23 protein-coding genes are annotated in these 23,072 nt (G+C 38.4%); 15 read left to right on the top strand and 8 right to left on the bottom strand.

What is annotated here, in order from left to right:
* Positions 1–453, bottom strand: coding sequence for a TIR domain-containing protein (locus tag AAV96_RS12270; RefSeq protein ID WP_046739510.1), 453 nt, complete (start codon positions 451–453; stop codon positions 1–3).
* A gap of 519 nt (positions 454–972) precedes the next feature.
* On the opposite strand from AAV96_RS12270, the gene AAV96_RS12265 reads away from it, so the two are divergent.
* From AAV96_RS12265 to AAV96_RS12245, 5 genes are all read left to right on the top strand, one after another.
* A complete protein-coding gene (locus AAV96_RS12265; protein ID WP_171249149.1) occupies positions 973–2,799 on the top strand; it encodes a TIR domain-containing protein in 1,827 nt (608 codons plus the stop codon).
* Positions 2,800–2,818: 19 nt separating this feature from the next.
* Complete coding sequence (locus AAV96_RS12260) at positions 2,819–3,370, top strand: TIR domain-containing protein (RefSeq protein ID WP_046739508.1); 552 nt, start codon at positions 2,819–2,821, stop codon at positions 3,368–3,370.
* A gap of 345 nt (positions 3,371–3,715) precedes the next feature.
* On the top strand, positions 3,716–4,975 hold the full coding sequence (xseA, locus tag AAV96_RS12255) for an exodeoxyribonuclease VII large subunit (protein ID WP_046739507.1): 1,260 nt from the start codon (positions 3,716–3,718) through the stop codon (positions 4,973–4,975).
* A complete protein-coding gene (gene xseB, locus AAV96_RS12250; protein WP_016541170.1) occupies positions 4,968–5,162 on the top strand; it encodes an exodeoxyribonuclease VII small subunit in 195 nt (64 codons plus the stop codon). The genes xseA and xseB overlap by 8 nt, the downstream gene beginning before the upstream one ends.
* 98 nt (positions 5,163–5,260) lie before the next feature.
* Positions 5,261–7,999: a UvrD-helicase domain-containing protein gene (locus AAV96_RS12245; RefSeq protein WP_046739506.1), complete on the top strand. Its 2,739-nt coding sequence runs from the start codon at positions 5,261–5,263 to the stop codon at positions 7,997–7,999.
* A gap of 193 nt (positions 8,000–8,192) precedes the next feature.
* Here the strand turns inward: AAV96_RS12245 and gcvA are convergent, their stop codons facing one another.
* Positions 8,193–9,101, bottom strand: coding sequence for a transcriptional regulator GcvA (gcvA, locus tag AAV96_RS12240; protein ID WP_046739505.1), 909 nt, complete (start codon positions 9,099–9,101; stop codon positions 8,193–8,195).
* A 140-nt stretch (positions 9,102–9,241) separates the two neighbouring features.
* On the opposite strand from gcvA, the gene AAV96_RS12235 reads away from it, so the two are divergent.
* From AAV96_RS12235 to AAV96_RS12210, 6 genes are all read left to right on the top strand, one after another.
* Positions 9,242–10,012 carry an SDR family NAD(P)-dependent oxidoreductase gene (locus AAV96_RS12235; RefSeq protein WP_046739504.1) on the top strand — a complete coding sequence of 257 codons (771 nt, stop codon included), beginning with the start codon at positions 9,242–9,244 and terminating at the stop codon, positions 10,010–10,012.
* Positions 10,013–10,110: 98 nt separating this feature from the next.
* Positions 10,111–10,452 carry a carboxymuconolactone decarboxylase family protein gene (locus tag AAV96_RS12230; protein WP_046739503.1) on the top strand — a complete coding sequence of 114 codons (342 nt, stop codon included), beginning with the start codon at positions 10,111–10,113 and terminating at the stop codon, positions 10,450–10,452.
* A 77-nt stretch (positions 10,453–10,529) separates the two neighbouring features.
* Positions 10,530–11,213, top strand: coding sequence for a cupin domain-containing protein (locus AAV96_RS12225; protein ID WP_046739502.1), 684 nt, complete (start codon positions 10,530–10,532; stop codon positions 11,211–11,213).
* Positions 11,210–12,292 (top strand): flavin monoamine oxidase family protein, encoded by a 1,083-nt coding sequence (locus tag AAV96_RS12220; protein ID WP_046739501.1) that lies wholly within the window; start codon positions 11,210–11,212, stop codon positions 12,290–12,292. Before AAV96_RS12225 ends, AAV96_RS12220 begins: the two co-directional genes overlap by 4 nt.
* An 18-nt stretch (positions 12,293–12,310) precedes the next feature.
* Positions 12,311–13,339, top strand: coding sequence for an alcohol dehydrogenase (locus AAV96_RS12215; protein WP_046739500.1), 1,029 nt, complete (start codon positions 12,311–12,313; stop codon positions 13,337–13,339).
* A 34-nt stretch (positions 13,340–13,373) separates the two neighbouring features.
* Positions 13,374–14,546, top strand: a complete 1,173-nt coding sequence (locus AAV96_RS12210; protein WP_046739499.1) for an MFS transporter — start codon at positions 13,374–13,376, stop codon at positions 14,544–14,546.
* A 78-nt stretch (positions 14,547–14,624) separates the two neighbouring features.
* On the opposite strand, the gene AAV96_RS12205 is transcribed toward AAV96_RS12210, so the two are convergent.
* From AAV96_RS12205 to AAV96_RS12195, 3 genes are all read right to left on the bottom strand, one after another.
* On the bottom strand, positions 14,625–15,527 hold the full coding sequence (locus AAV96_RS12205) for a hypothetical protein (RefSeq protein WP_046739498.1): 903 nt from the start codon (positions 15,525–15,527) through the stop codon (positions 14,625–14,627).
* A gap of 153 nt (positions 15,528–15,680) precedes the next feature.
* A complete protein-coding gene (locus AAV96_RS12200; protein ID WP_046739497.1) occupies positions 15,681–16,823 on the bottom strand; it encodes a YqaJ viral recombinase family protein in 1,143 nt (380 codons plus the stop codon).
* Positions 16,824–17,001: 178 nt separating this feature from the next.
* Positions 17,002–18,051 (bottom strand): DUF932 domain-containing protein, encoded by a 1,050-nt coding sequence (locus tag AAV96_RS12195; RefSeq protein ID WP_046739496.1) that lies wholly within the window; start codon positions 18,049–18,051, stop codon positions 17,002–17,004.
* Between the two features lie 466 nt (positions 18,052–18,517).
* Between AAV96_RS12195 and AAV96_RS12190 the strand changes: the two genes are divergently transcribed.
* The 3 genes from AAV96_RS12190 (at position 18,518) to AAV96_RS12180 (ending at position 19,573) form a co-directional block, all read left to right on the top strand.
* On the top strand, positions 18,518–18,919 hold the full coding sequence (locus AAV96_RS12190; protein ID WP_046739495.1) for a hypothetical protein: 402 nt from the start codon (positions 18,518–18,520) through the stop codon (positions 18,917–18,919).
* 40 nt (positions 18,920–18,959) lie between these two features.
* Entirely contained in the window at positions 18,960–19,217 is a 258-nt protein-coding gene (locus AAV96_RS12185; RefSeq protein ID WP_046739494.1) for a hypothetical protein, read from the top strand.
* A gap of 131 nt (positions 19,218–19,348) precedes the next feature.
* Positions 19,349–19,573, top strand: a complete 225-nt coding sequence (locus tag AAV96_RS12180) for a hypothetical protein (protein ID WP_046739493.1) — start codon at positions 19,349–19,351, stop codon at positions 19,571–19,573.
* A 91-nt stretch (positions 19,574–19,664) separates the two neighbouring features.
* Here the strand turns inward: AAV96_RS12180 and AAV96_RS12175 are convergent, their stop codons facing one another.
* The 3 genes from AAV96_RS12175 to AAV96_RS12165 all read right to left on the bottom strand — a co-directional run bounded on the left by AAV96_RS12175 (position 19,665) and on the right by AAV96_RS12165 (position 21,542).
* Complete coding sequence (locus AAV96_RS12175) at positions 19,665–19,964, bottom strand: hypothetical protein (protein ID WP_046739492.1); 300 nt, start codon at positions 19,962–19,964, stop codon at positions 19,665–19,667.
* Between the two features lie 109 nt (positions 19,965–20,073).
* The gene (locus AAV96_RS12170; protein WP_046739491.1) at positions 20,074–20,943 is read right to left on the bottom strand and encodes an inovirus-type Gp2 protein; all 870 of its coding nucleotides are present in this window, start codon (positions 20,941–20,943) and stop codon (positions 20,074–20,076) included.
* Positions 20,944–21,293: 350 nt separating this feature from the next.
* Entirely contained in the window at positions 21,294–21,542 is a 249-nt protein-coding gene (locus tag AAV96_RS12165; RefSeq protein ID WP_046739490.1) for a helix-turn-helix transcriptional regulator, read from the bottom strand.
* 245 nt (positions 21,543–21,787) lie between these two features.
* Here AAV96_RS12165 and AAV96_RS12160 point away from each other — a divergent pair, with 245 nt between their 5' ends.
* Positions 21,788–22,711 (top strand): hypothetical protein, encoded by a 924-nt coding sequence (locus AAV96_RS12160; protein ID WP_046739489.1) that lies wholly within the window; start codon positions 21,788–21,790, stop codon positions 22,709–22,711.
* The last annotated feature ends 361 nt before the right edge of the window (positions 22,712–23,072 follow it).

Below are 23,072 nucleotides of genomic sequence, written 5' to 3'. Positions count from 1 at the left end.
TTAACCACATAAATATCTGGCAACAGCAGGTGAATTATATCCTTCAAATGTGTTTTCACCATTAACAGCCTTAACTAGACAATCACTATTCCAACCAACAATAGCATCAGCATAATTTTCTAATTGTTCTGGTACATCACAACCTTGATGACCATGCGCCCAAACACCTACGATTCTGATGCCTAATTTCTGCGCATACTCAATCTCCCAGTTGACCCAATGACTCCCTTTAGTTTTAGGAGTTATATAAACCATAAGTATAGAACATTGCCTTATCCTAGGTGCTAAAATTTGGTATTTAATATAGTCTTCAGCTTTAGCACTATTAGGTTTGTTTGAATTTATAGAAAAATCTCTGATATCAAACCCTTTTGTTTTCATCAAATCTTTTGTTTTTTTAAGTCCATCATCATCTTCATGCACATGACTTATAAAAATATTCTTTTTTGACATATTTCAACTCTCATAGGTCTATAAATTACTCAGCAATATACCACCATGCTGATACAGCACAGGACTGGCCAAATTAAGAGGCACACCTAACATTTCTTAAGTTAACATAAGAATCCTATAAAGAAGATATAATTCATACTAAAGATAGACATTTTAATCTTCTTAAACAAAGAGGTTTTTAATATTACATTTAAGATCCTGAACTTTATAATAATTAGATTCAATTTAGATAAACACAAAAGCCACCTTTTGTGTAAAATGCAAATATTCAAATATTCAATACTTAAAATGAACTCTAAGTCAAATCCTCCATTAGCAATAAATTTCATATGGCATCCAGATGATCATGCCATATATTTCCAACATATTAGTAAGTTTAGACAATACCTAACTAGAGATATTGATAGACCATTTTCACGAGAGTTAAACATACCAACTTTTCTGTATAGTTCCAGAAGTACAAATACAGTTCCAAATCCATTAAAGATATGGGCAGCAAAAAATTTGGTGTTTTTATTCTTGAGCGAAAATACTTTGGTAAGTACTAACTGGAATGAATATTTTGAAAAAATTCCTTCAGATTTTGAGATTATTCCAGTCGCATTAGATGAAACTGCATTTAAACATGCGAATACAGGAAACTTGTTAAACAAAAACTTTGTTCGTGCCTATAGCTGGCCATTAAGTGATTATCAAGAATACTTCATTTTAATGCTATCTCATGAAATTTATCGATTAGGTTTTAATGAGAAGAAAACTATTATAAAGGGTAAGGATGCATCTTTAAAAATATTTCTTAGCCATGCAAAAGCTGATGAAAAAGGTGTTGGTCTTGCAATGGAAATTAAGAACTTTATTGATAATACCTCAATACAAAGATTCTTTGATGCTACGGATATAGCTCCCTGCTTTAATTTCGATGAAGAGATTACAGTAAATCTCAAGGAATCAACTGTAATTGCAATAGGTAGTGATAAATATTCATCTCGTTACTGGTGCCAGAGAGAGATACTCATGGCGAAAGAGGAAAGAAGGCCAATTATTTTTGTAAATACTCTTGAGCACTATGAGGATCGGATTTTTCCTGCGGCTGTAAATATTCCTAATATTCATGTTTCACACGATTTGAATATTAGGAACAAAGAAATTCTAAGAATTCTAATTGCCACGCTATTAGAAACTATTAGATTTAACTATTCAAAAAGTCTTTTAGAATACTATAAAATACAAGGTTGGATACCAAAAAATTCAGTTATCTTTGCGCGTCCCCCCGAGGTTAATCAAATAATAAACTTGTTAAAAGATAGAAATGAAACTGAACAACTAGAGATACTTAATATTTGTTATCCCGAACCTCCTGTTTATCCAGAAGAAATTAACTGGATTAACCATTTTGAAAGTACCTCACCTACAGGAGATGTGCTAAATAAAATACAAGCAGTAACCCCTTTATGGTCAATTTTTTCAGAAAAACATACGACAAAAAAAATTGGCATATCAATTTCAGATTTTAAAGAAGATCAGTTCGAAACTCATAACCAACACCTTGACGAACTCAAGAGATTATCACAAGTTCTAGCAGGACACTTATTAGCTAGAAAACATAAATTAATATATGGCGGTGACCTTCGTGAAGATGGGTTTACACAGTTTATTCTTGATGAAGCTTTAATTATTCAAAATCGAATAATGGACAACTCAATAAGAGTTGAAAATCATTTAGCTTGGCCTCTTTTTATAGACTCTAAAGTAAAGAGCTTCAAAGCCAAATACCACGGCATTTTACATATTGAAGAGTACGATACCCCAAAAGATGTATCCCCAAAGAAAGAAGTTTTTTTACCACCAAATTGTTCTGAAAACCTATACATTTGGTCTAGAAGTTTAACAAATATGCGTGAACTATCTATAAAAAAATCAGACCTAAGAATAATTTCTTCTGGTAAATCATCAGATTATAAAGGAAAGATGCCTGGTGTATTGGAAGAGTTTATAATTTGTATGAAAATGAAAAAGCCGATTTATTTATTAGGTGGTTTTGGCGGATTAACAAAAAAAATTGTGACCTCAATTATAAATAAAGAACTTGCACCAGAATTAACCGAAGAATGGCAAATTCAAAATAATGCAGGTTACACAAGTTTACAGGAACTTGCTAAAAATAGAGGATTTGGAGCAGACTATATTGAAGTTAAGAATCTAATTGATTCTACTAATATAGAACTTTTAACTAATAATACTGGACTAACTATACAAGAGTACGAAAAATTAATGCTTACTCCTTTTATAGATGAAGCTGTTCATTTAATACTAAAAGGATTAACAGTAATCTCAACTTCTCAATAAATTATAAAGGAGCTAATTGATGACTCAAAGACATAAAGTATTCGTTAGCTATCACCATGCTAATGATCAAAAATACAGAGATAACTTTGAAAGATTATTTTTTGATAAGCACAATATTATTGTTTCTAAATCAGTTCAGATAGGTGACATTGATATTAATTTAAAGACTGAAACAATAAGACAAAAAATTCGTGATGAATATTTATCTGACTCAACAGTTACTGTTATTTTAATTGGTAGTGAAACGTGGAAGCGTAAGCATGTAGATTGGGAGATTTCATCGAGTATTCGAAGTACAAAAAATAACTCTCGCTCTGGTTTGCTTGGAATAATTTTACCAAGTTATCCTAGAGAAGATATCTCAAAATATAACAGGTATACTATCCCTCCGAGGTTATATGACAATTTAAATTGTGGATTTGCCTCGATTCATAATTGGAGTACTGATCCTAAAAAAGTTCAGGAATGGATACATGAAGCTTTTTTAAGACGTAATTCTATTTTACCTAGTAATAGTCGTGATTTATATATTAATAATTGCTCTGAAAATAAATTAAGCTGGAAACCTTAAGAAATTACTTTTTAGCATTTTAAATATGACCTAGAGTTTACTTCTAGGTCATAAAATTTGAAAAACCGAAATCTCAGTAATATTTATTATATATATCTGAAAATAAAAAACACTTTCACCGAATTTTAAATAATATGTCTTAACAGTAATAAAGTAATTCTTATTTTATCTGTTAACTCACCGCCCTCACACTCCCCTACAACCTTTCTTGTATATCCTGAACATGGCTCAGTTCATGCTGATGTTGTCCTGATTTAGATGCATCGCTTGAAAAACCTCTAAGCACAATATTCAAGCTCTTTTCACTTTGTTAATATAAAATTCTTCACCTTTTTTGTTTATCTAATGACTAAACTTCCATACTCTCTCAGCGACTATCTATCAACTGTACAGGAAGTCATTCGTCTGTCTTTTGATGAGCCTGTTTGGGTAAAAGCTGAAATACGTAACCTGAGTATCAAGGGTGGACACTACTATCTTGAATTAGCTGAAAAGGAAGAGGATACAAATAAAGTCATTGCAAGCTGTAAGGCAACGATCTGGAAATCCACTGCCGTAAAAATTGTACTTAAGTTTGAACGTGAAAGTGGCATTGAGCTTTCAAAAGACTTAAACGTACTGATTAGGATTAAAGCCCGTTTTGATCCCCAATATGGCTTTTCAGTCAAAATTGAGGACATCGACTCCAGCTTTACACTCGGTGATATTGCCAAACGCTACCAACAGATTCTGGCCCGTCTAGGCTCTGAGGGTTTGGTAAATCTGAACAAGTCACTTCCTGCCCCTTTTGATATTGAAAATGTTCTGGTCATTGCACCAGAAAATGCTGCTGGCTTAGGTGACTTCAAGAAAGATGCTGATGCCTTGCATAAAGCTGGTGTTTGCCACTTTGTTTACCATACAGCCACCTTTCAGGGTAATACTGCTGCAAATAGTATAATGGAATCTTTAAGTGCAGGACTACGTCAGTGGGCCAAAGATTATGTTATTCCACCTGACCTTATTGTGATTATTCGTGGTGGTGGTGCAGTGAATGATCTAGCCTATTTAAACGACTATGATCTCGCTGCCCTGCTATGCAAACGGAAAGTGCCGATTTGGGTGGGCATTGGTCATGAAAAAGATCGAACCATTCTGGATGAAATCGCCCATCGTTCTTTTGACACACCAAGTAAAGTGATTGCAGGTATTCGCAATGTTCTCTCAGAACGGTCTCAAGATGTGATGGATTATTTACAAACCATCAAGCTGGTGTCACAGCATCAAATCACAGCGTATCAGTGCCAGAATGATCAGTTGATGAATACCATCAAGACTCATGCTCAGAATCGGATCAATACAGCTAATAGAAATCTTGATTTGGTTAAGTCAACAACACAATATTTTGCCCAGCAGCAGCTTAAGCTTGCCTCCACACAGGTTGAGTCCTTAATGCGTGAAACGTTGTTGCAGAATCCTAAGAATGTGCTTGCCAAAGGTTATGCTATTGTACGGAGTCAAAACAAGGCAATCCGATCTATACGACAGGTCGGTTCAAGTGTTTCAATCGAGATGCAGGATGGCTATATTCATGCCAGCGTAAGTGAGGTGATAAATTATGAGTAAAAATGAGTTAAGCTTTAAAGAGGGTTATGAACTGTTAAAAAAGAATGCTGCCCTACTAGAATCTCAGGAAGAACCAGACATCGACAACCTAATGAAGATTGTGGAAGAGTCAATGACTGCCTACAAGGCATGTAAGTCACGAGTGGATGCCGTACAGCAAGCATTAAATGAAACATTCAAGGAGTAGTTGCAAAAGGAATAAAACAACTAAGTAAAATTTCTATAGACTTTCTAACCAATTACAAATTTTGAATTATTAAAAAATCATTTTAATTTTAGGGCGATATGAATATCCGACCAAGTTTACTCAGCTTCATTTTTGCAGACTCCAGCAAATGGCGAATCAACTATACATTTCCTGAGCTGGTACTTGAACTGGATACCAAAACTGTAAAGCTAAATCCTGAACAGGTATTGGAAGCACATATCCAAAAAGGCTGGATATGGTCATCTTTAACGCTCAAGACCGTCGATCAAAACTTTCAATTCAAGGGCATGTTCAACACACAGGCTGAACAGTTTCAAGCTGAAATCCGCAATGATGCGGAATTCCTGAGAAATAAAAGAAACTCTGAAAAGATCAAAGGAACCTTAAAACCGTACTTACTGAAATATCACAATTTTATCCAGCAAAATATTTACCTCTCCCATCGCCTCAGCAAGCTGTTTAGGTCAGATTTATCACAAAAGTCAAAAGTCTCTATTGAACAATTTAACAGTCTGATTCAAAGGGATAGTTCTTTTGCATTTGAGCCACCTCTACAGAACCTGTTTGAGCAATTGCGACAGTTTATTGAATTGCCAGTTGAGGGAAACTATGCCATCGACGCAAAGAATAAGCGTTTTGTTGAAAGTGAGTTAAAGGTATTTAAGCAGTTCTTTGATCAGGTGGAAAGTACGCCCCTAACCGACGAACAGCGCATTTCTTCGATTATCTTTGAAGACCGCAACTTATTGGTTGCTGCGGCTGGTTCAGGCAAAACATCCACGATTGTTGGAAAGGTGGGCTATGCCCTATTAACTGGACTCTACAATCCTGAAGAGATTCTGGTTCTCGCATTTAATAAAAATGCGGGCGATGAACTCAGTGAACGTATAAACTTTCGATTAAAAGACATTCTCGCCCAGTTTAATACTCGTGTTGAAGCACTTAATTTCCATAAGTTTGGTGTGAAGGTGATTGGTAAGGCCACAGGAAAAAGCCCATCTGTTTCCAATGATGCAGGAAAACCTCAGTCCCTGCTGAATAAGATTATTCAACAACTGATCGAAACAGATCCAGACTTTCAGGCAAAATATCTTTTATTTAAGACAGCCTACCTAAGACCACCCTTATCACCATTTGCATTTAAAACTCAAAGTGAATGGGAAAAGGCACGCAGACGTTCATTTGACAGGTTCAAGGATGGCTTTGAAACCTATCAGGGAGAAATCGTTAAATCACATGGTGAAAAAGCGATAGCAAACTGGTTATACAGTCAGGGGGTACCCTACCAGTACGAAAGAAACTACGAGCATGACACAGCGAATGAACACCATCGTCAATATAAGCCTGACTTTTACTTACCTGAAATAAACCTGTATCTGGAACACTATGCTGTAGACCAGCATGGCAAACCGCCTGCGCATTTTGGGCAAAAGTATCTCGAAGACATGAAATGGAAATCAGGAATCCATCAACAATATAAGACGGATTTAATTACTACAACCTTTCATGAGTTTATTACAGGTTCCATCTTTAAGAAGTTGGAACAAGAGCTTAAATCAAGGGGACAAACTTTTAAGCCACGTAGCCTTGCCGAGATCAACGTTAAAGCACAGTCTATCTATGAACATGATGCCAATGAACTTTATGTCAGTTTTTTAAGCCATTACAAATCTAATCAAGCCAACATTGCCAGCCTATTGGCCAAACCATCACTTAGCCAACGAGAGAGTCTTTTTTTACAGCTATTTTCCAAAGTTTACCAACGCTACGATCAGTTATTAAAAACCAGTAAAGAACATGACTTTGATGACCTACTGCTTGAATCTGCTCAGTTAATCAATGAGAACAGATATAAAAGCCCTTTCAAACTTATTATCGTGGATGAGTTTCAGGATACATCACAAGCTAGGGCCAGACTGATTCTGTCCTTATTGAAACAAGTGCCTGAAGCAAAGCTGTTTTGTGTTGGGGACGACTGGCAAGCCATATACCGATTTGCAGGCTCGGATATCAGTATATTCACTAATTTCCAAGAATTCTTTGGTTATACCAAGCAGACTCAGCTTACCCTGACATTCCGTTCCAATCAGGGTATTGCCAATGTCGCCAGTGGCTTCATCCAAAAAAATGAATCTCAGCTTCAAAAAGTGGTCAGTGCTGTTGATAAGACTAGCAGTAAAGTGGTTGAAATAAACTTTTTAACAAAGACTCAGGAAATTCATGAGTATCTGTTTAAAACCATTATGGAAATAAATAATGCTAATACAGGTTCAGGTAAGAAGAAATCGATTTATATTTTAGGACGCTACAAACATCACAAACCAAATCTGGACAGCATTTTGCCCTTTCTTAGAAATTGCAGCATTGAGTTCAAAACCATCCACTCATCTAAAGGCCTACAAGCAGACTATGTGATTCTTTTAGGCTTAAATACTGGCAATAGTGCATTCCCTTCTGAAAAAGAAGATGACCCTCTTATCAACTTAGTCTTGCCACAACCAGAAACACATGCCTATGCTGAAGAGCGCCGTCTGTTTTACGTTGCCCTGACTCGTGCAAAAGAAAAAGTTTATTTAATTGGCGAACGCAATTCAGTTTTCCTTGAGGAAGTTACTAAAGATTCTATTTTTAAGGAGTTTATCCATATACCCCAAGATGAAAGTATGTCCATTAACCATGATGTTCCGGACAAATGGCGATGTCCGAAATGTAATCAGGGACGTATGTGGAAAAGAACAGGACCATATGGTGACTTTATGGCTTGTAACCGTTATTCAGAATGTGGATACACTAAAAGTTTAAAGAAGAAATTTTGATAAGAGACTCTTCATTTAATCGGAGGAGTCTTTTTTAAATTTATGCTGCTGACAAGGTGTGATAGTTTTACCTTAGACAAAAGCCCCATTCTTATATGTGCTAAACAATTCGAGGCATGGGCCATTTTCATTTCATGGATTAAAAGTCTCAATCAACATAATACACTGATTTATTAAAAGATATCTTTCTAATTTAGGCTTGTTCAAATAACCACCTCCGAAAGACCTGAAGCTTCGGCATATTGCGGCATTCTTCCCGATACACCATGTAATAAGCCAATGTGGAAGAGCATTTCATTTCTGGATATAAACGAAGTAAACGCCCCGTTTTTAAATCATCTGCTGCCATGACACTTCTGGCCAATGCCACTCCATGTCCGTCTATAGCTGCCTGTAATACCGCAGCAGAATTATTGATTTTTAAACCTCGTTGAGTGGGTTCATTGCTAATCTGATTGTACTGTAACCATGTATCCCAAGTGGTAAACCCTGAATGGGAATCCATTGTTAAATCGTGGATTAATGGTAGATTTAATAAATTCTTAGGGTCTTGTAATTGTTGCTGATACTTCTGATAAAACATTGGTGAACAGACTGGAAATACCTCTTCATCCATTAACTTCTCTGCAACCAATCCTGACCAGTTGCCTTGCCCATATCGCACCGCAATATCAATACCATAACGACCAAAATCTACAGGCTTTAAATTAGTATCTAATCGAATATCAATATCAGGATAGGCCTGTTGAAAGGTATCAATTCTTGGTAGTAGCCATTTCGCTGCAAAGGCTGGACTAATGGCAACGGTTAAAACCCCTGTTGAGGTTTGAGCCTGTAATTTTTCCAGTCCAAGTATCAGCCTGTCGAATCCTGCACGAATATCAGGTAATGCCAGCAATGCAGCTTCAGTTGCCACTAATCTGGCTTTTCCCCCTGTACTTCTCTGAAACAAGGTCATGCCCAGATAGTCCTCCAGACTTTTAACCAGTTGTCCTACTGCCGCAGGGGTAACATTCAGTTCATCAGCAGCAGCCGAAAAACTTTGATGTCTGGCACTGGCCTCAAAGGCTCTTAATGCGTTGAGATATACAGGAGTTTTCATTCTAAAGATTTTCTATCAATTATCACAAGATTATCTCATTTGTTTATATAAGATATGAATCATAAAATCAATCCATGCAAATGACATACTGAATAGATGTGTCAGGGCAAAATTCAAAACTGATAGAGGATGGCATAGTCATGAATAGATTTTCTTTGAAAGTAGCGATTGTAACAGGTGGTGGTTCAGGTATTGGTAAAGAGGTTGCCACTCGCTTGGTGAAAGAGGGTGCAAATGTTGTCATTACTGGACGTAATGAAGATAAGTTAAAACAGGCTGTTCAGGATATTGATGCCACAGGTGAACATATCCGTTATTTTGCTGCGGACATTGCATCCCCAGCAACTTCACAACAACTTGTTGATTTCACCACCGCAGAATTTGGTGGGGTTGATATCCTAATTAATAATGCTGGAATTTTTGCGCCTAAACCATTTTTGGAAGTCACCGAATCAGAATATGACGGGTTTCTGGATATCATCTTAAAAGGCAAGTTCTTTATGGCTCAGGCTGCTGCTAAAGCCATGCAGTTACGTGGTGGAGGTGCAATTGTTCAAACAGGTTCGTTATGGGCATTACAGGCAGTTAAAGCAACTCCATCTTCTGCCTATTCTGCTGCGAATGCTGGTGTACATGCATTAACTCATAACTTAGCAATTGAACTTGCAGAGGCGAATATCCGTATTAATACCGTTGCTCCCGCTGTAGTAGAAACACCTGTGTACAACACCTTTATGACAGATGATCAAGTGAAAGAAGCGCTTCCATCTTTTAACTCGTTCCATCCATTAGGTCGTAACGGTCAACCTGCCGATGTTGCAGAAGCTATTTTATTCCTTGCTTCAACCAATGCAGCATGGATTACAGGAACTATTCTTCCTGTGGATGGCGGTGTGATGGCAGGACATTAAGATGTCTTTCTAACAAGGCTAAAACAAGTGTTACCACCGTGAACTTATTGAGAGGTAACACAATTGTTTAACTTAATAAAGCAAATAGAGATTCTAATATGCAAGACTGGAATAACTACCGTGATTCTCTGCTTAAGCATGTGGCTGATTATGCAAAATTAGCACCAGACACCATGCGTGGCCTCTCCTCAATGGAAGCTGGTACGAGCAAAATTGGTAAACTAGATGCCAAAACTCATGAATTGATTGCTCTGGCAGTTGCTGTGACAACACGCTGTGATGGATGTATTGCCGTTCATTCTAAAAAAGCGATTGAACTAGGTGTAAGCCGTGAGGAAATTGCAGAAGCTCTATCTGTAGCAATTGCATTAAATGCTGGTGCAGCCCTGACTTATTCAGCCCGTGTTTTAGAAGCGGTAGATAGCGTAAGTCAGCAATAACTTTTTTAAATTCTTCCTCCTATTGATCTGTATTAGGTCAATAGGATATTTGCCTTTTTGAATGGATGAGATAGAGCATGTTGATTAACGCTGATTTTTCACAGATGGCAGTGATTAAGCCCAACGATTATCAATGGGTCAAATCTCCTCGTGGTGAAGTTGAACGAGTTATGCTGGATCGAATTGGAGACGAAACTGCACGTGCCACCAGTCTGGTTCGTTATGCGCCACAGACCATTTTTCCAGAGCATCAACATCCATTGGGTGAAGAAATTTTGGTGCTTTCGGGAACTTTCACTGAAAATGGTGATCAGCATTATCCAGCAGGCTGGTATCTACGCAATCCAGATGATTCAAAACATACTCCATCCAGTGAGGATGGGACATTAATTTTTGTCAAACTCATGCAAATGTCCAAGACTAATACTGAGACTGTGCGTATCAATACTCAGGATTCCAAAAACTGGCAAACACTTGGTCAGCGTCTGATTTGTCCCTTATACCTTTCCCATGAAGAACATACTTATCTTGAAAAACTTAAACCACACCAAAGCTTTGATGAACATAGTTTAAATGGGATGGAGCTTTTGATTGTACAAGGTGAATTGATTGCAAATGGGGAGTGTTATCCCACAGGTTCATGGATTCGTTTACCCATCCAAAGTAGCCATAGTTTTTATGCAAGTGAAATGGGTGCAATGCTGTATGTAAAAACAGGCCATCTTCTATCTGCCCAAAACTTTATGGAGCAACAAACATGATACAGGCCAAGATTGCCATTATTGGTGCAGGTTTAAGTGGTTTATATGCTGCCTATTTACTGGAACAAGCCAAAATCACAGACTATGTTGTGCTTGAAGCAAGAGATCGTTTAGGTGGCCGTGTCTATTCAGAGCAAGGATTTGATTTAGGCGCAACATGGATCTGGCCCGAACTCAATCCTGATCTGATGCAACTGGTACATCAACTAGGATTGCCGTTTTCCGAACAGTTTGAAAAAGGAAAGTTGGTCTTTGAAAAGCAAAGAGGCATCCCCCCTGTACAGTTATCAAGTCCTTGGGCATCGACACCCTCGATTCGCCTTGAGGGGGGAATGAGCAGCCTGATTCATGGCTTAGCCCAACAAATTCCTGCACAAAAAATTCTGACTCAACAACAGGTCACTCATATTACTCAACAAGAACAAGTACCCCTTCATTTAACCACCCAGAATCAGACAGGTGAAGAAACAATTATTAAAGCAGATTATGTCCTCATTGCACTTGCCCCTCGCCTGACTGCTCAACACATTGTATTCACTCCAGCCTTGCCCACTGCACTACGGAACCAGTGGAAACACACTGCAACATGGATGGCCCCTCATGCCAAGTATGTTGCGGTTTATCCTGAAGCTTTTTGGAGAAAACAAGGCTTGTCTGGTCAAGCCAGTAGCCATGTTGGCCCTATGGGTGAAATTCACGATGCGTCTACGTCCAGTGGTCATGCTGCGTTATTTGGTTTTCTCGGTATTCCTGCAAACGTTCGCCAAAAAGTCAGTGAAGCAGACTTGATGGCACATTGTCGGGCACAACTGGTCCGTCTGTTTGGTTCAGAAGCTGCAACCCCCAAATATGAATATATCAAAGACTGGTCAGCAGACAATTTTACAGCCACTGAAGAAGACTGGAAAAACACTGCTGTCTCTCATGGAGTAGCACCTGAAAATACACCGAGTGACCAGATTTGGCATAACCGTATCATTGGAATTGCCAGTGAATGGTCACAGCATTATTCAGGTTATTTGGCAGGGGCAATTGATGCTGCCCAAGAGGGTGTTCAGCGTATTCAACAACTCTTATAAAATCAGATAGGCACATTTATGCAAAAGACCTATAAAGCCGTACAGGTGAGCCAGTTTGGCAAACTAGAAATGGTTGAACGAATTATTCCCACACCACAGGCAGGTGAAGTTCTGATTGCGGTGGAAGCATGTGGTATCTGTGGTGCAGATGCCACCACAGTCGAAAGTAGCAATCCTGATTTTCAATATCCCCGTGTGCCAGGTCATGAAGTGGTGGGGCGGATTGTTGCGATTGCTAATTCCTTATCCTATTGGAAAATTGGTCAGCGTGTCGGGTTCAGTCGCTTAGGTGGACACTGCAATCACTGCCCTGAATGTCGTCAGGGCTTATTTAATCTTTGCAATGATCAACCTGTTATGGGGAGTAACCATGACGGTGGCTATGCAGAAATGATGCTTGCCAAAGAAACAGGATTAGTGGCCATTCCTGATGAACTAAGTTCAGTTGAAGCTGCACCTTTGTTATGCGCTGGGATTGCCACTTTTAATGCCTTAAAAAATTCAGGGGCACAAGCTGGTGACTTGATCGCAATTCTCGGAATTGGGGGGTTAGGCCATCTGGCAATTCAATATGCCAAACGCATGGGTTTTAAAGTGGTCGCTATTGGACGTGGACAGGAGATTGCTGAACAGGTCAAAACTTTAGGCGCACATATTTATATTGATACCGAGCAGGAAAATGCCGTTGAAAGGCTGCAACGGCTTGGTAAAGCTCAAGTCATTTTAACCACGATTACCAATGGCGAAGTGTCATCAACATTATTTGCAGGTCTTGCTCCTCGTGGCAAGTTAGTGGTGGTTGGTGTGGGCAAAGAACCTTTAGTCATTCCATCACCATTATTGGTGGGTGCTGAACGAAGTGTTCAGGGTTCAATTACGGGTACACCTTACGAAATTGAAAAGACACTGGACTTCAGCGTTTTGACTGATGTACGAGCAATGATTGAAACGTTCCCACTGGAACAGGCACAGCAGGCTTATCTACGAATGAAGTCAGGTCAGGCACAGTTTCGGGTTGTATTGACTGTATCCCCAAATTCTCCTTAATCACTTATTCACCAAAATTTAGGTTTTCGCCCTTATGTTGCAAAATACCATGCACCGTCAAGTTTTAATTCTGGCGAGTTCACAATCTTTATTCCAGACCGTTTCCGTGATGGTAATGACCATTGGTGGTTTGGCAGGCGCAAATATTGCCAATACACCAACCCTTGCCACACTACCAATAGCCTCAATGTTCCTAGGTACGGCCATGATGATGTTCCCTGCGTCCATGTGGATGGCAAAGGTAGGTAGACGTAATGGTTTTTTATGCGGTGCTTTATTAGGAATTTTAGGTGGCATCATTGCAGCGATTGGTATTCTCTATAGTTCGCTATATTTATTGGCATTAGGCACATTCTGTGTCGGTGCTTATCAATCCTTTGCCCAGTTTTATCGTTTTGCCGCCAGTGAAGTGGCAGATGATGCCTTCCGTTCCCGTGCTATTTCCTTTGTTATGGCAGGTGGTGTAGTTGCTGCCTTGATTGGGCCAGTTTTGGCTCGGTTTGGTGGGCCAATATTCAATCGTCTGGAATATATAGGCTCTTTCCTGATTATTACTATTGTTTCCCTAATCGCAATGGTAATTCTATCTAGATTGCATATTCCTGATCAGATAGAAGCCAAAACTAGTTTTAGTGCTGGACGACCTTGGAATCAAATTGTATTCCAGCCAACATATTTAGTCGCTTTGCTTGGCGCAATCACAGGTTATGGCATCATGATCTTAGGTATGACAGCAACTCCAATTGCCATGCGCCATTCACACCATGAATTAGGTGCTATCACTACAGTAATTCAACTGCATGTACTGGGTATGTTCCTACCATCGTTCTTTACAGGCAACTTGATTGCCCGTTTTGGTGTGCTAAAAATCATGTTTGCAGGTGTTTTGTTTTTTGCCTGTTATATTGTATTTGCCTTGTCTGGCTTACAGTTTCATTCATTTGCCGTTTCCCTAATTTTATTAGGTGTAGGATGGAATTTCCTATTTATTGGCAGTACCTCATTACTGACAGGCACTTATACCCATGAAGAAAAAGCTAAAGCACAAGCCATTAATGATATGACTGTTTTTGTAGTGGGGTTAATCTGTTCATTTAGTGCTGGGGCATTACTGGATATGATCGGATGGAAGGCAATGAATATCGCGCTTATTCCTTGGTTAATCATTACAGCTTTGTATTTAGTATGGCTGCATACAAAAAAATAAAGTAGTCAAGAAAAGAGAGCCTTTAGCTCTCTTTTAACAACCTCAAATCTAAATTTTGATTTCAAACCTTTTGTTTTTTCAATTCAAAGCCTGAACCGACTGCTGTAACCCTTTCTGAATGTCCTGAACATAGTTCAGGTCATGTGTTTGCTGATGCTGTTCTGATCTTGATTCATCCGTGTAAAACTCCTCAACAATATCCAAACCCTCTTCACTTCCCACTTCAAAACTTGCGTTGCCATAACCTTGCCGTGCCACATGGTCTAATGCTTCTTGATAAAACCCTGCTGCCTTGCTCTGTTCCTCAATCTGTTTGGCTGAACTAATCGCATCTTGTAGATTGATGCCATCACGTAAGGTTAAATCAACGTAGTAAATCGGGGTACGATAACTTTGCGTGGTGCTCTTACCTCTTAGAGTGAGTTGTAATGGCAGGCAGGAAAGTAAGTCACCCGATGCAGCATGGTAATAATTCAACCGTGCTGCCAGTGTCCGAATACTGTTAAAGCCTGTAGTTCTAAAGATGAATGTACCAAACTCATCCGATTCATCTAGATTGACATACAGCCGTCCGTAGGGTTTACACAGCCCACCTTGTGCCAATGGACATAAATCAGGGGATGGACATGGATGTTGTTCAACCCCATTTTGTCCAAGGCGTTGACAGCTTTCTCCATTACCTGAACAGATTAAACGTCCAGTTTGGCGGTCAAATAGACTATACTCTGCGCGTAGATTCAATTCAGGATCATTAAAGATCATTCGTACAGGTATGCTTCTAAGTTTTTGGTTTTGATTCGGTGCTTTGGCACGTAGTTGTTCATCCAGTGGATGTTTGACCCAGCCATCCTTGTTTTGGATTTGGCTGGTAATGGTAAACTGATCATCCTTTTCAGGCAGTCGTTTGCCATTTTTCTCAACGATCTTGCCGATGCTGATCCGACCGAGTACAGGTGGGGTAATAGCTAGACCTTTAATCATGGTAATTTCCTCTATAGTGATGTTTAAATTTGGGTAAATAAAATTTTGCGCATAAAAAATCCCATACCTATTGAGGCATGGGATCAGTGATTTTTTGATATTGATTGATTTGATACGTAGTTAGGAAATAAATGGTGGATATGCGTTTCTTCCTTATCCACCATTCGGGTAGATTTGAAATCTTCGCGTTCCTGCTTTAGTTTGAGGGAACTGCTGTAGGTATTCAGGATGCTCTTTCAGTAAGGATTTACTGTCTAGGCTGACCGAGTCTTGAGACTTTTTCCAAGTGACTGATCCACCTGTAAATACCGCTCTCTCTGCATCTTTCATCATCATTTGTAGTTGATGTTTGAGTTCATCAAAATACTGTTGGTGTTGTTCAACCTTATGTCGCTCTTCTAACAGTTGGTTAAATAGATAATTGGCTTGTTCATTTTGGCTGAGATCTTCTACCTGTAATGGAATCTGTTCTGGGTAAAGCTGCTGCAGGGCTTTGGCTGCTGAGTCAGAGGCATCTACACTCGGTGGAATATCTGATTCCACACATTGCCAAAAGTGACGTTCGGCATTAATGATGTGCTGAATTACGGTTTCATTACGCGTCACTTTATAGATTTTGGTTTCATGCCCACAAACTAAGGCACAGATATGCGCGGCTTGTTTACCTGTCACTGCCAGTTGATGTTGTACCTGACACAATACATAAAGTGGTACACCATCTCGCCAGAGTTTTGAGCCATATTCTCCTACGGTTTTGCATTCTAATATTTGAACTTCTTCACTGCCCACCACGGCATAATCCAAATTGGCGAGCATAAAGTGTTTATCTGCATCAGGATGTTGTAGCACAGCATTGACTCGACGCACTTTGTGATTGGTGTGCATGCTGTAGTATTCAGCGACCAAGGGTTCGAGTTGTTTCCCCCAATATAAAGGTGCATAGCCTGCACTTTCGTCCTCAATGTTTTGTTGCATCCGTCCTGTTTTGATCATCCACAGTTCCAGCATCGACATATACGGATTCAGTCCACATGCGGTAGCGGCATCACTGCTACCAATGCCCTGTTTTCGGACTTCGAGCCATTGCTGATAATTCATCTGCTTGGTGTTAGCGAGACGTTTGGCGACTGGAGCTTTGGTTTTTCGTGGCTGTTTATTTGGTCGATCACGTTTAGTCCGAGTTCCGACTTCAACCTGCTGGGTCAGTGAGTTTTGGGTGGATGGATTCAGGTTTGGTGAATAAGGTTGTAGTGGTGGATGATTTAAAGTGTTCTGAATCTGAGTATTCGTATTCATTAGCAATATTCCTGTAGCGGTAAAAGCGTAAAAGCTGAATTTCGGGCATAAAAAAAGCCACATCGGGGATGATGTGGCGAAATGAGAATTGCAATGCTTGTTACGGCTTTACCGTATGTTTAAATTAATTGGCTTAGCTTAAATAAAACTGAAAATAATTTGAGTAAGTCAAATTGTTTTAAGACACCATTCGCAGGGCTTGTTCAAGTCCTCGTTGTTTAATCGCTGCACCTGCTCCAAACCATGCGGAATCGAGTCGATGATCGGTACTCATTGCACGATGCTCATGATCTGTGAATTCCGTAATGGCACACAGTAATCCATACGCCGTATCTTTGGCTGAGCTGAGTTCTGCACCACGTCCATGTCCGTTAAACATAGTCATGACTTTCGACATGGCTCGTCCATTCGGTTCAGTTTTATTGTCTGTTTTGGATGGGCTTGTTTGATTCGGCGTGGCTGCATTACGATAGAACTGAATAATGCTTTCATCCTGTTCTGCTGTACTCAAGTTAGTGTTGTTAAATACCGCATCAAAGTAAGCTGCTGCTTCTTGCTGGGTCACTTTACGCTGACTCAGTTGCTTCATTTCATAATTGTGTTCATCCCATGCACGTACTGAAATACCCAACTGTTGTTTAACCTTTTCAGCATCAAACTTGGTGCTATGCGGAACTTTAACCACACCTGCACTATTATTCTGTCCCTTGAGGGCAATGGCTAAAGTATTGTTGCAGACAACTCGAATAGAAGTGAATTGAGCGGTGGTTGCCAGTGTGCCATCACAGGCGGTTGCCAATAAAATATAGCCATTACTGACATCCTTACCTTTTAAAGCAGATGTTTGTCCTGTTTTCGCCAATGCCCAGAATTTCTTACCGCCTTTCAGCACCCCTGCGGTTTCCAGTTCAAAGCCTGATTGTTCGGTCAGGTCTTTATAGAAATGTAATATTTCCATCGGTTGCACTTCCTGAAAGCGTTGACTCACTACCGATAAAGGCTCATGCGTGTCTGAGCGGTACAAGACGCGTTGCTCTTGATAAGGCAAGATCAGGTTTTGTTGTTTGTGATTTGCAGCCATATAACTGACATCCGAAGATTCAATCTGCCAATCCATGCCTGCCTGTTGTGCCCAAACCTCGATGGGTTGGTTTGGGGTAAGTTCATTACCTAAGCCATGCCAAGGAGTTTGTCCAACGAATGCCATGGTTTCAACTAAATGTGCCATATGATTTTCCTTTTAAAAGAGTGAAATTGCTGTCATCCAAATTAAATTTTGAGCATAAAAAAAGGTCTGCTGAGGGAGCAGACCAAAGATGAAGACGATCAAATAAATTTGAACCGTTTGATTCACTTAGATGATATATAGCTGAAATTTTTTCTAATTCAGTAAAATCAAATACTTTTAAAAACTCGCAATTGACTAAACACCCACTCAATATTATCCTTGCCTTGCTGACCCTCATGGTCAGTCGGTTTTGACAGACCGTTTCATACAGCGCATCAGAGTTTATTCTTCTGAGTATTCTTCATATGCGTAAAAACCTTCTCGTCCCTCTTTGCGGTAGAACGGGAGGGGGACGCGTCCGCGCGTGCTGGTTCTGTATGTCCAGTCTGTCAACCCCTTTTCGTTCTGCCACCATAATCAATTGACAGTGATTCGGCAGGACTTCTTATACATACAGGAGTCATCGATGAACAATCTCTTACGTCTTCTTATTGCTGCAAGTTTTGTAATAGTCACTTCCACTAGCTATGCTGATCTCAATAGCATGCAAAAAATCTATAACAATCCCAACATCGCACCTAAAATTCAGCGCTGTAAAGGTAATCAACAATGTAATGTCTTCTCTGCCTTATCTAAGGAATGGCAGTCTATTCCAAATAATTACCGACTCTCTGGATTCGATATTAAAGCTGATGCCAGAAAAGGTGATGCTTACGGCTTATGGAAAGGCTTTACTTTACAATCAGATCGCGCTGTTGACATAGCAGAAGCAGGTTATGACGTTTTTTATAAGGGTAGTAAATCCAAAGCTGACGAAAAGTTATTTGCCCAAGGTTTAGCAGTATTGCTTTATCTCGATCATAAATAATCAAAAAAACTTATTTTTAAAATGATCGAAGGGTTAAACCATGAAAGCCTCTTTAACAATGGTATCCATCACTTTCGCCATATCGCTACTCACAGGCTGTGCCAGTAAAACCGAACGGCAGTTTGTGAATGGCTGTAAGACAGGTGGCATTGATGGATCAACCTGTAGCTGTATCTATCAAAAACTGGAAAATAAATATGGTGAGGATGGGCTCAAAAGCAATCTCTACACCATGAATCAAACCACAAGCTTTCAGCAAGACATGATCCAAAGCAGCATGCAATGTATGCAGGAGTAGCGTATGCGTTTCCTTGCTGGACTAATCTGCATCATCGTTGTCATCAGCTTCCTAGGCTTGCCCTTTATTGGAATGATGATCCTGTTGTTTCTGTTTGTCTTACTTGTTGAATATGCATTTGGAGGAAAAAAATGAATACAAATATTAAATCTTGGTTAATTGGTTGCTACTTGGGTATTGGATTACTTTTTACTGTATATCAACACTTTTGGGGGCCTCAAAGCTATAAATCCTTTGCCTATCATTTAGGTCAAGGTGTAGTTTGGCCTACAATAATGTTCCCCTCTTTCGGTAAGTTTATTGGGGGAATCATTATTCTCCTCTTCATTGGGTTTATCGCACTACGCTCCAAATAAGATCCAATCCCCTCATCTGTACATAGAATACAAACCAATCAGCTTTTGAGATACATGTCATCAAGCTGATTGGTTTTTTTAAACTGTGCCGTTACATAAACAACTGTCGACAAGACTGACATTGGAAATAACTGATTGGTAACTGTGGTACTGCTCGTTGTGGTGTATCCAATAGTCCACTAAACAATCCACCAATCACCGCTCCTGCTATCCCCCCGATCCATGGTGAAATTGGAATCTGACCACCCAAGCTTTTGGATAAGCCTGCACCAATACTGGCAAAGGTTGCTGATGTACCCAGTAGATGACTTGAATCATCAGAAGCTTGCGCTGGGTTATGTAACATCCGTTGTACATGTTCAGAATGACAATAAGGACAAATAATTTGCATAAGCAATCTCCATGAATAATAAAAAGGGCTCAGTTGACTCAGCCCTTAAAAACTGGATGTTGTGCATCCATCTTCATGTCGATAATGTAGATCTGAAATCTTTTTTAATTTATCCAAAGGTTCGCATTCGTTTACGGGTTTTAACTCGGAGATACTGATGCTCCTTTTCAGGACGAACCAGATATTTCACCGTATTCAGCATATTATTCACCTCAACATGATTATTCCGATGAATCATACCAATGCCAAGCATATTGCGTTCAGAGAATTGTCTAAGGTATTCAGTTTCATGGCAATTAAAATAACAACCTAAATCACCTGTGATCTGCTTCCACAACTTGCCAACCTGATCAGCAATGCCATAAGCCTTACAGCGTTCATGTCCCTTATAAACCAGTAATAGATGACAGTGATAACCCTTGTCTTCCCCTTGCTCTAATGCCCAAGCAGATTCAATTAAACCCTTAAAGATTTTATCCTGATCCTGAATCCGTCTTCTCAGCACCCTCATATCATCATCCAACTTTTGGATATTCACCAAATGCTGATGCTTCAAGGGATAAGCCAGATCAATACGTACCACTAAAATACGGGCATATCGTTGACTCACCCGCTCCATTCGTTTTACTAGTTGTTCGCTATTCTGAGATTCACTATAACGATGATCACGTAATTGTCTTTGATATCGTCGATCATGCTTTTTAAAATCTCGTTGAATATCGGCGTATGAGATTTCAGATAATCGATTCAACAACTGTTTTTGACAATAGAGATAATTTTCCATATCAAGCAGTAATTCAATAAATGCAGCGATTAATGCGGAATAATGAAACTCAGAATGATAGATTGCATCAAACTCAATCAATAACTGAGTTAACTTGCTATAGAATTTTCTTGGCTGAGATCTTTTAGCAATAACATCCTCAACAAAACACTCAATCTCAATTAAGACTTTTGATTCATTTACTGGATTTACCATCTTTATTTCCTACACTATTTAGACATAGGAAAACAGATGATGTAATTATTGGCTTAAATCAAAACAGCACACTGCTACAGTAAACACACCAACTACCAGATAGATTTAAATAGATCAATACAATAAATATAGATTCAAGTATTTAGAATAAATAAATTGAAAGTAAATAATATTAATAACCTGAGCTAAAAAACAATCAAACCTTTAGATATAGACTCAGAACAATAACTATTTTAAAACAATATCAAGCAATTATTATCCGTTAGAACAGGATATACGTTTGACAGATAATTTTAGAAATAAACCTAATTTTTAGGCATAAATAAAGGTGGGATAAACCCACCTATCCATTAATTATTACTTTCAACACATTTCATCATCCATTGAATCAAATCTCTTTCTAACCAACCTACTGCAATGTTTCGACTGTTCATTCCGAGCTTAAGTGGCTTAGGGAAACTTTCATCATAGCGAGGAGACTTCGGATTGATGCGATCATAGATTGCTGATCGTGACAAACCGACCAAATGGATGACTTCTTTAATACGTAGCACACGAAACTGCTGAGAGTTTTGCTGACTTGAATTGACTTTATTCATGCTGATTTCCAACGAGTGCGTGATTAGTTCAAATCAATTGCAATCGTTGTAAAAAAAAACTTTCATAATTGATACTTCATACTCTTATGTATGACCACAATTCCATCTATATAGCTACAACTAACAGGACTTACATAAAAATATTGGTTACTCAAATATCTCTATAAATCACTATTAAAAATCTCTATAAAATATCATCAAAAATCTCTATAGTATCTCCTCATGATTATGATAAGAATTCGACTATGATAATTTCCGATACTAGAAATGAGATGACTGTAGATGAAGCTATTACAAATGGATTAAAGCAATTTTCTGAAGAAGACTTATTCTTGATTTATGATGAGGCAGTATTCTTTCACGCAAGAAGATGGAGTACAAATAGGATAAGAAATAGAAATGTAAAACATGATCCAAGAGATATATTAAAAATTGAGCGTTATCAGGAGTTCAAAGAACTCAGAAATGAAGTGGTCGAAAAATTAAAAGATCTAAGAATAATTTGCAGAATAGAAAGAGTATTTATAAATGTAAAACGAAGAAAAGAATTCTCAATATCATTAAATCATTTACATGCAATTAAAAATGACAAAAGGCTCTGTAGCTTTACTTTTAATTATATTAAGAACATGAATAAAAATGGCGATCCAAAATTTTATATTAACAACAATCCATATATGCAAATAAATCATTTAATTATGAGTGAAAATATCATAATCTCTCATAGATTCTCGACAAGAATCAAAGATTCTCAAAAAAATTTTATCACCAAAATTAAAAAATTAAATAATGAAAAGAATCTAAATGAAAAAAACTTCAATGAATGGGCCTATACATATTTAATTAATAACAACAGCGAGTTCGGTGATATCGATTACTACCCTGTTAATAAAAAAGAACGATCCGACCTAATTATTTATTTTTTAGATTACTTATCTTGTTTTAAAGAAAAAGATTATGGAAATTTAACTAATAACTTATATAGAGCTTGGACTCAGAAAAAATTTAGAGATTCTAATAAAACAAATAAAAACTCTTCTCCTCAAATTCCCAAAAATGTTCAGAAAAAACTTAAAGAAATATCTAAAAAAATTAATAGAACTGAAGAGGAAATATTAAGTGAATTAATTTCTGATAAATATAGAGAGTTAATGATAAATAGATCTTAACTTAATTTTATCATAGATAAGATCATTGGAATTAGATCAATAGATATTTGGAAAGCCAAAAGTAAGCACAGCGCAACCTGCACCAATTGCTGTACCTAGTTAAAGTACATTAAGTACTGATTCTGATGAATAGGTACAAATTAACCTTAAATGAGCTGTAGAAGCTTAAAAAGCATTCAAACAACGTTTGATTGCTTACCTTAGAATAACGTCTGTAATCGCAAACTATAAAGCTTAACTATCCTATCTCATCTTAAAGGCAATTAAATGACTTAATCCAATCCAAATTTTTATGAGGGGTAAGTTGAGGGGTAAACACACAGATAAAAAATAAGCCCTTGTAAAAACAAGGGCTTATTTA

The sequence above is a fragment of the Acinetobacter sp. AG1 genome, from assembly GCF_001005525.1.
Lineage (GTDB): Bacteria > Pseudomonadota > Gammaproteobacteria > Pseudomonadales > Moraxellaceae > Acinetobacter > Acinetobacter modestus.
Note: the sequence above shows the minus strand (reverse complement) of the source record. Positions and strands in the feature narration are given on the sequence as shown.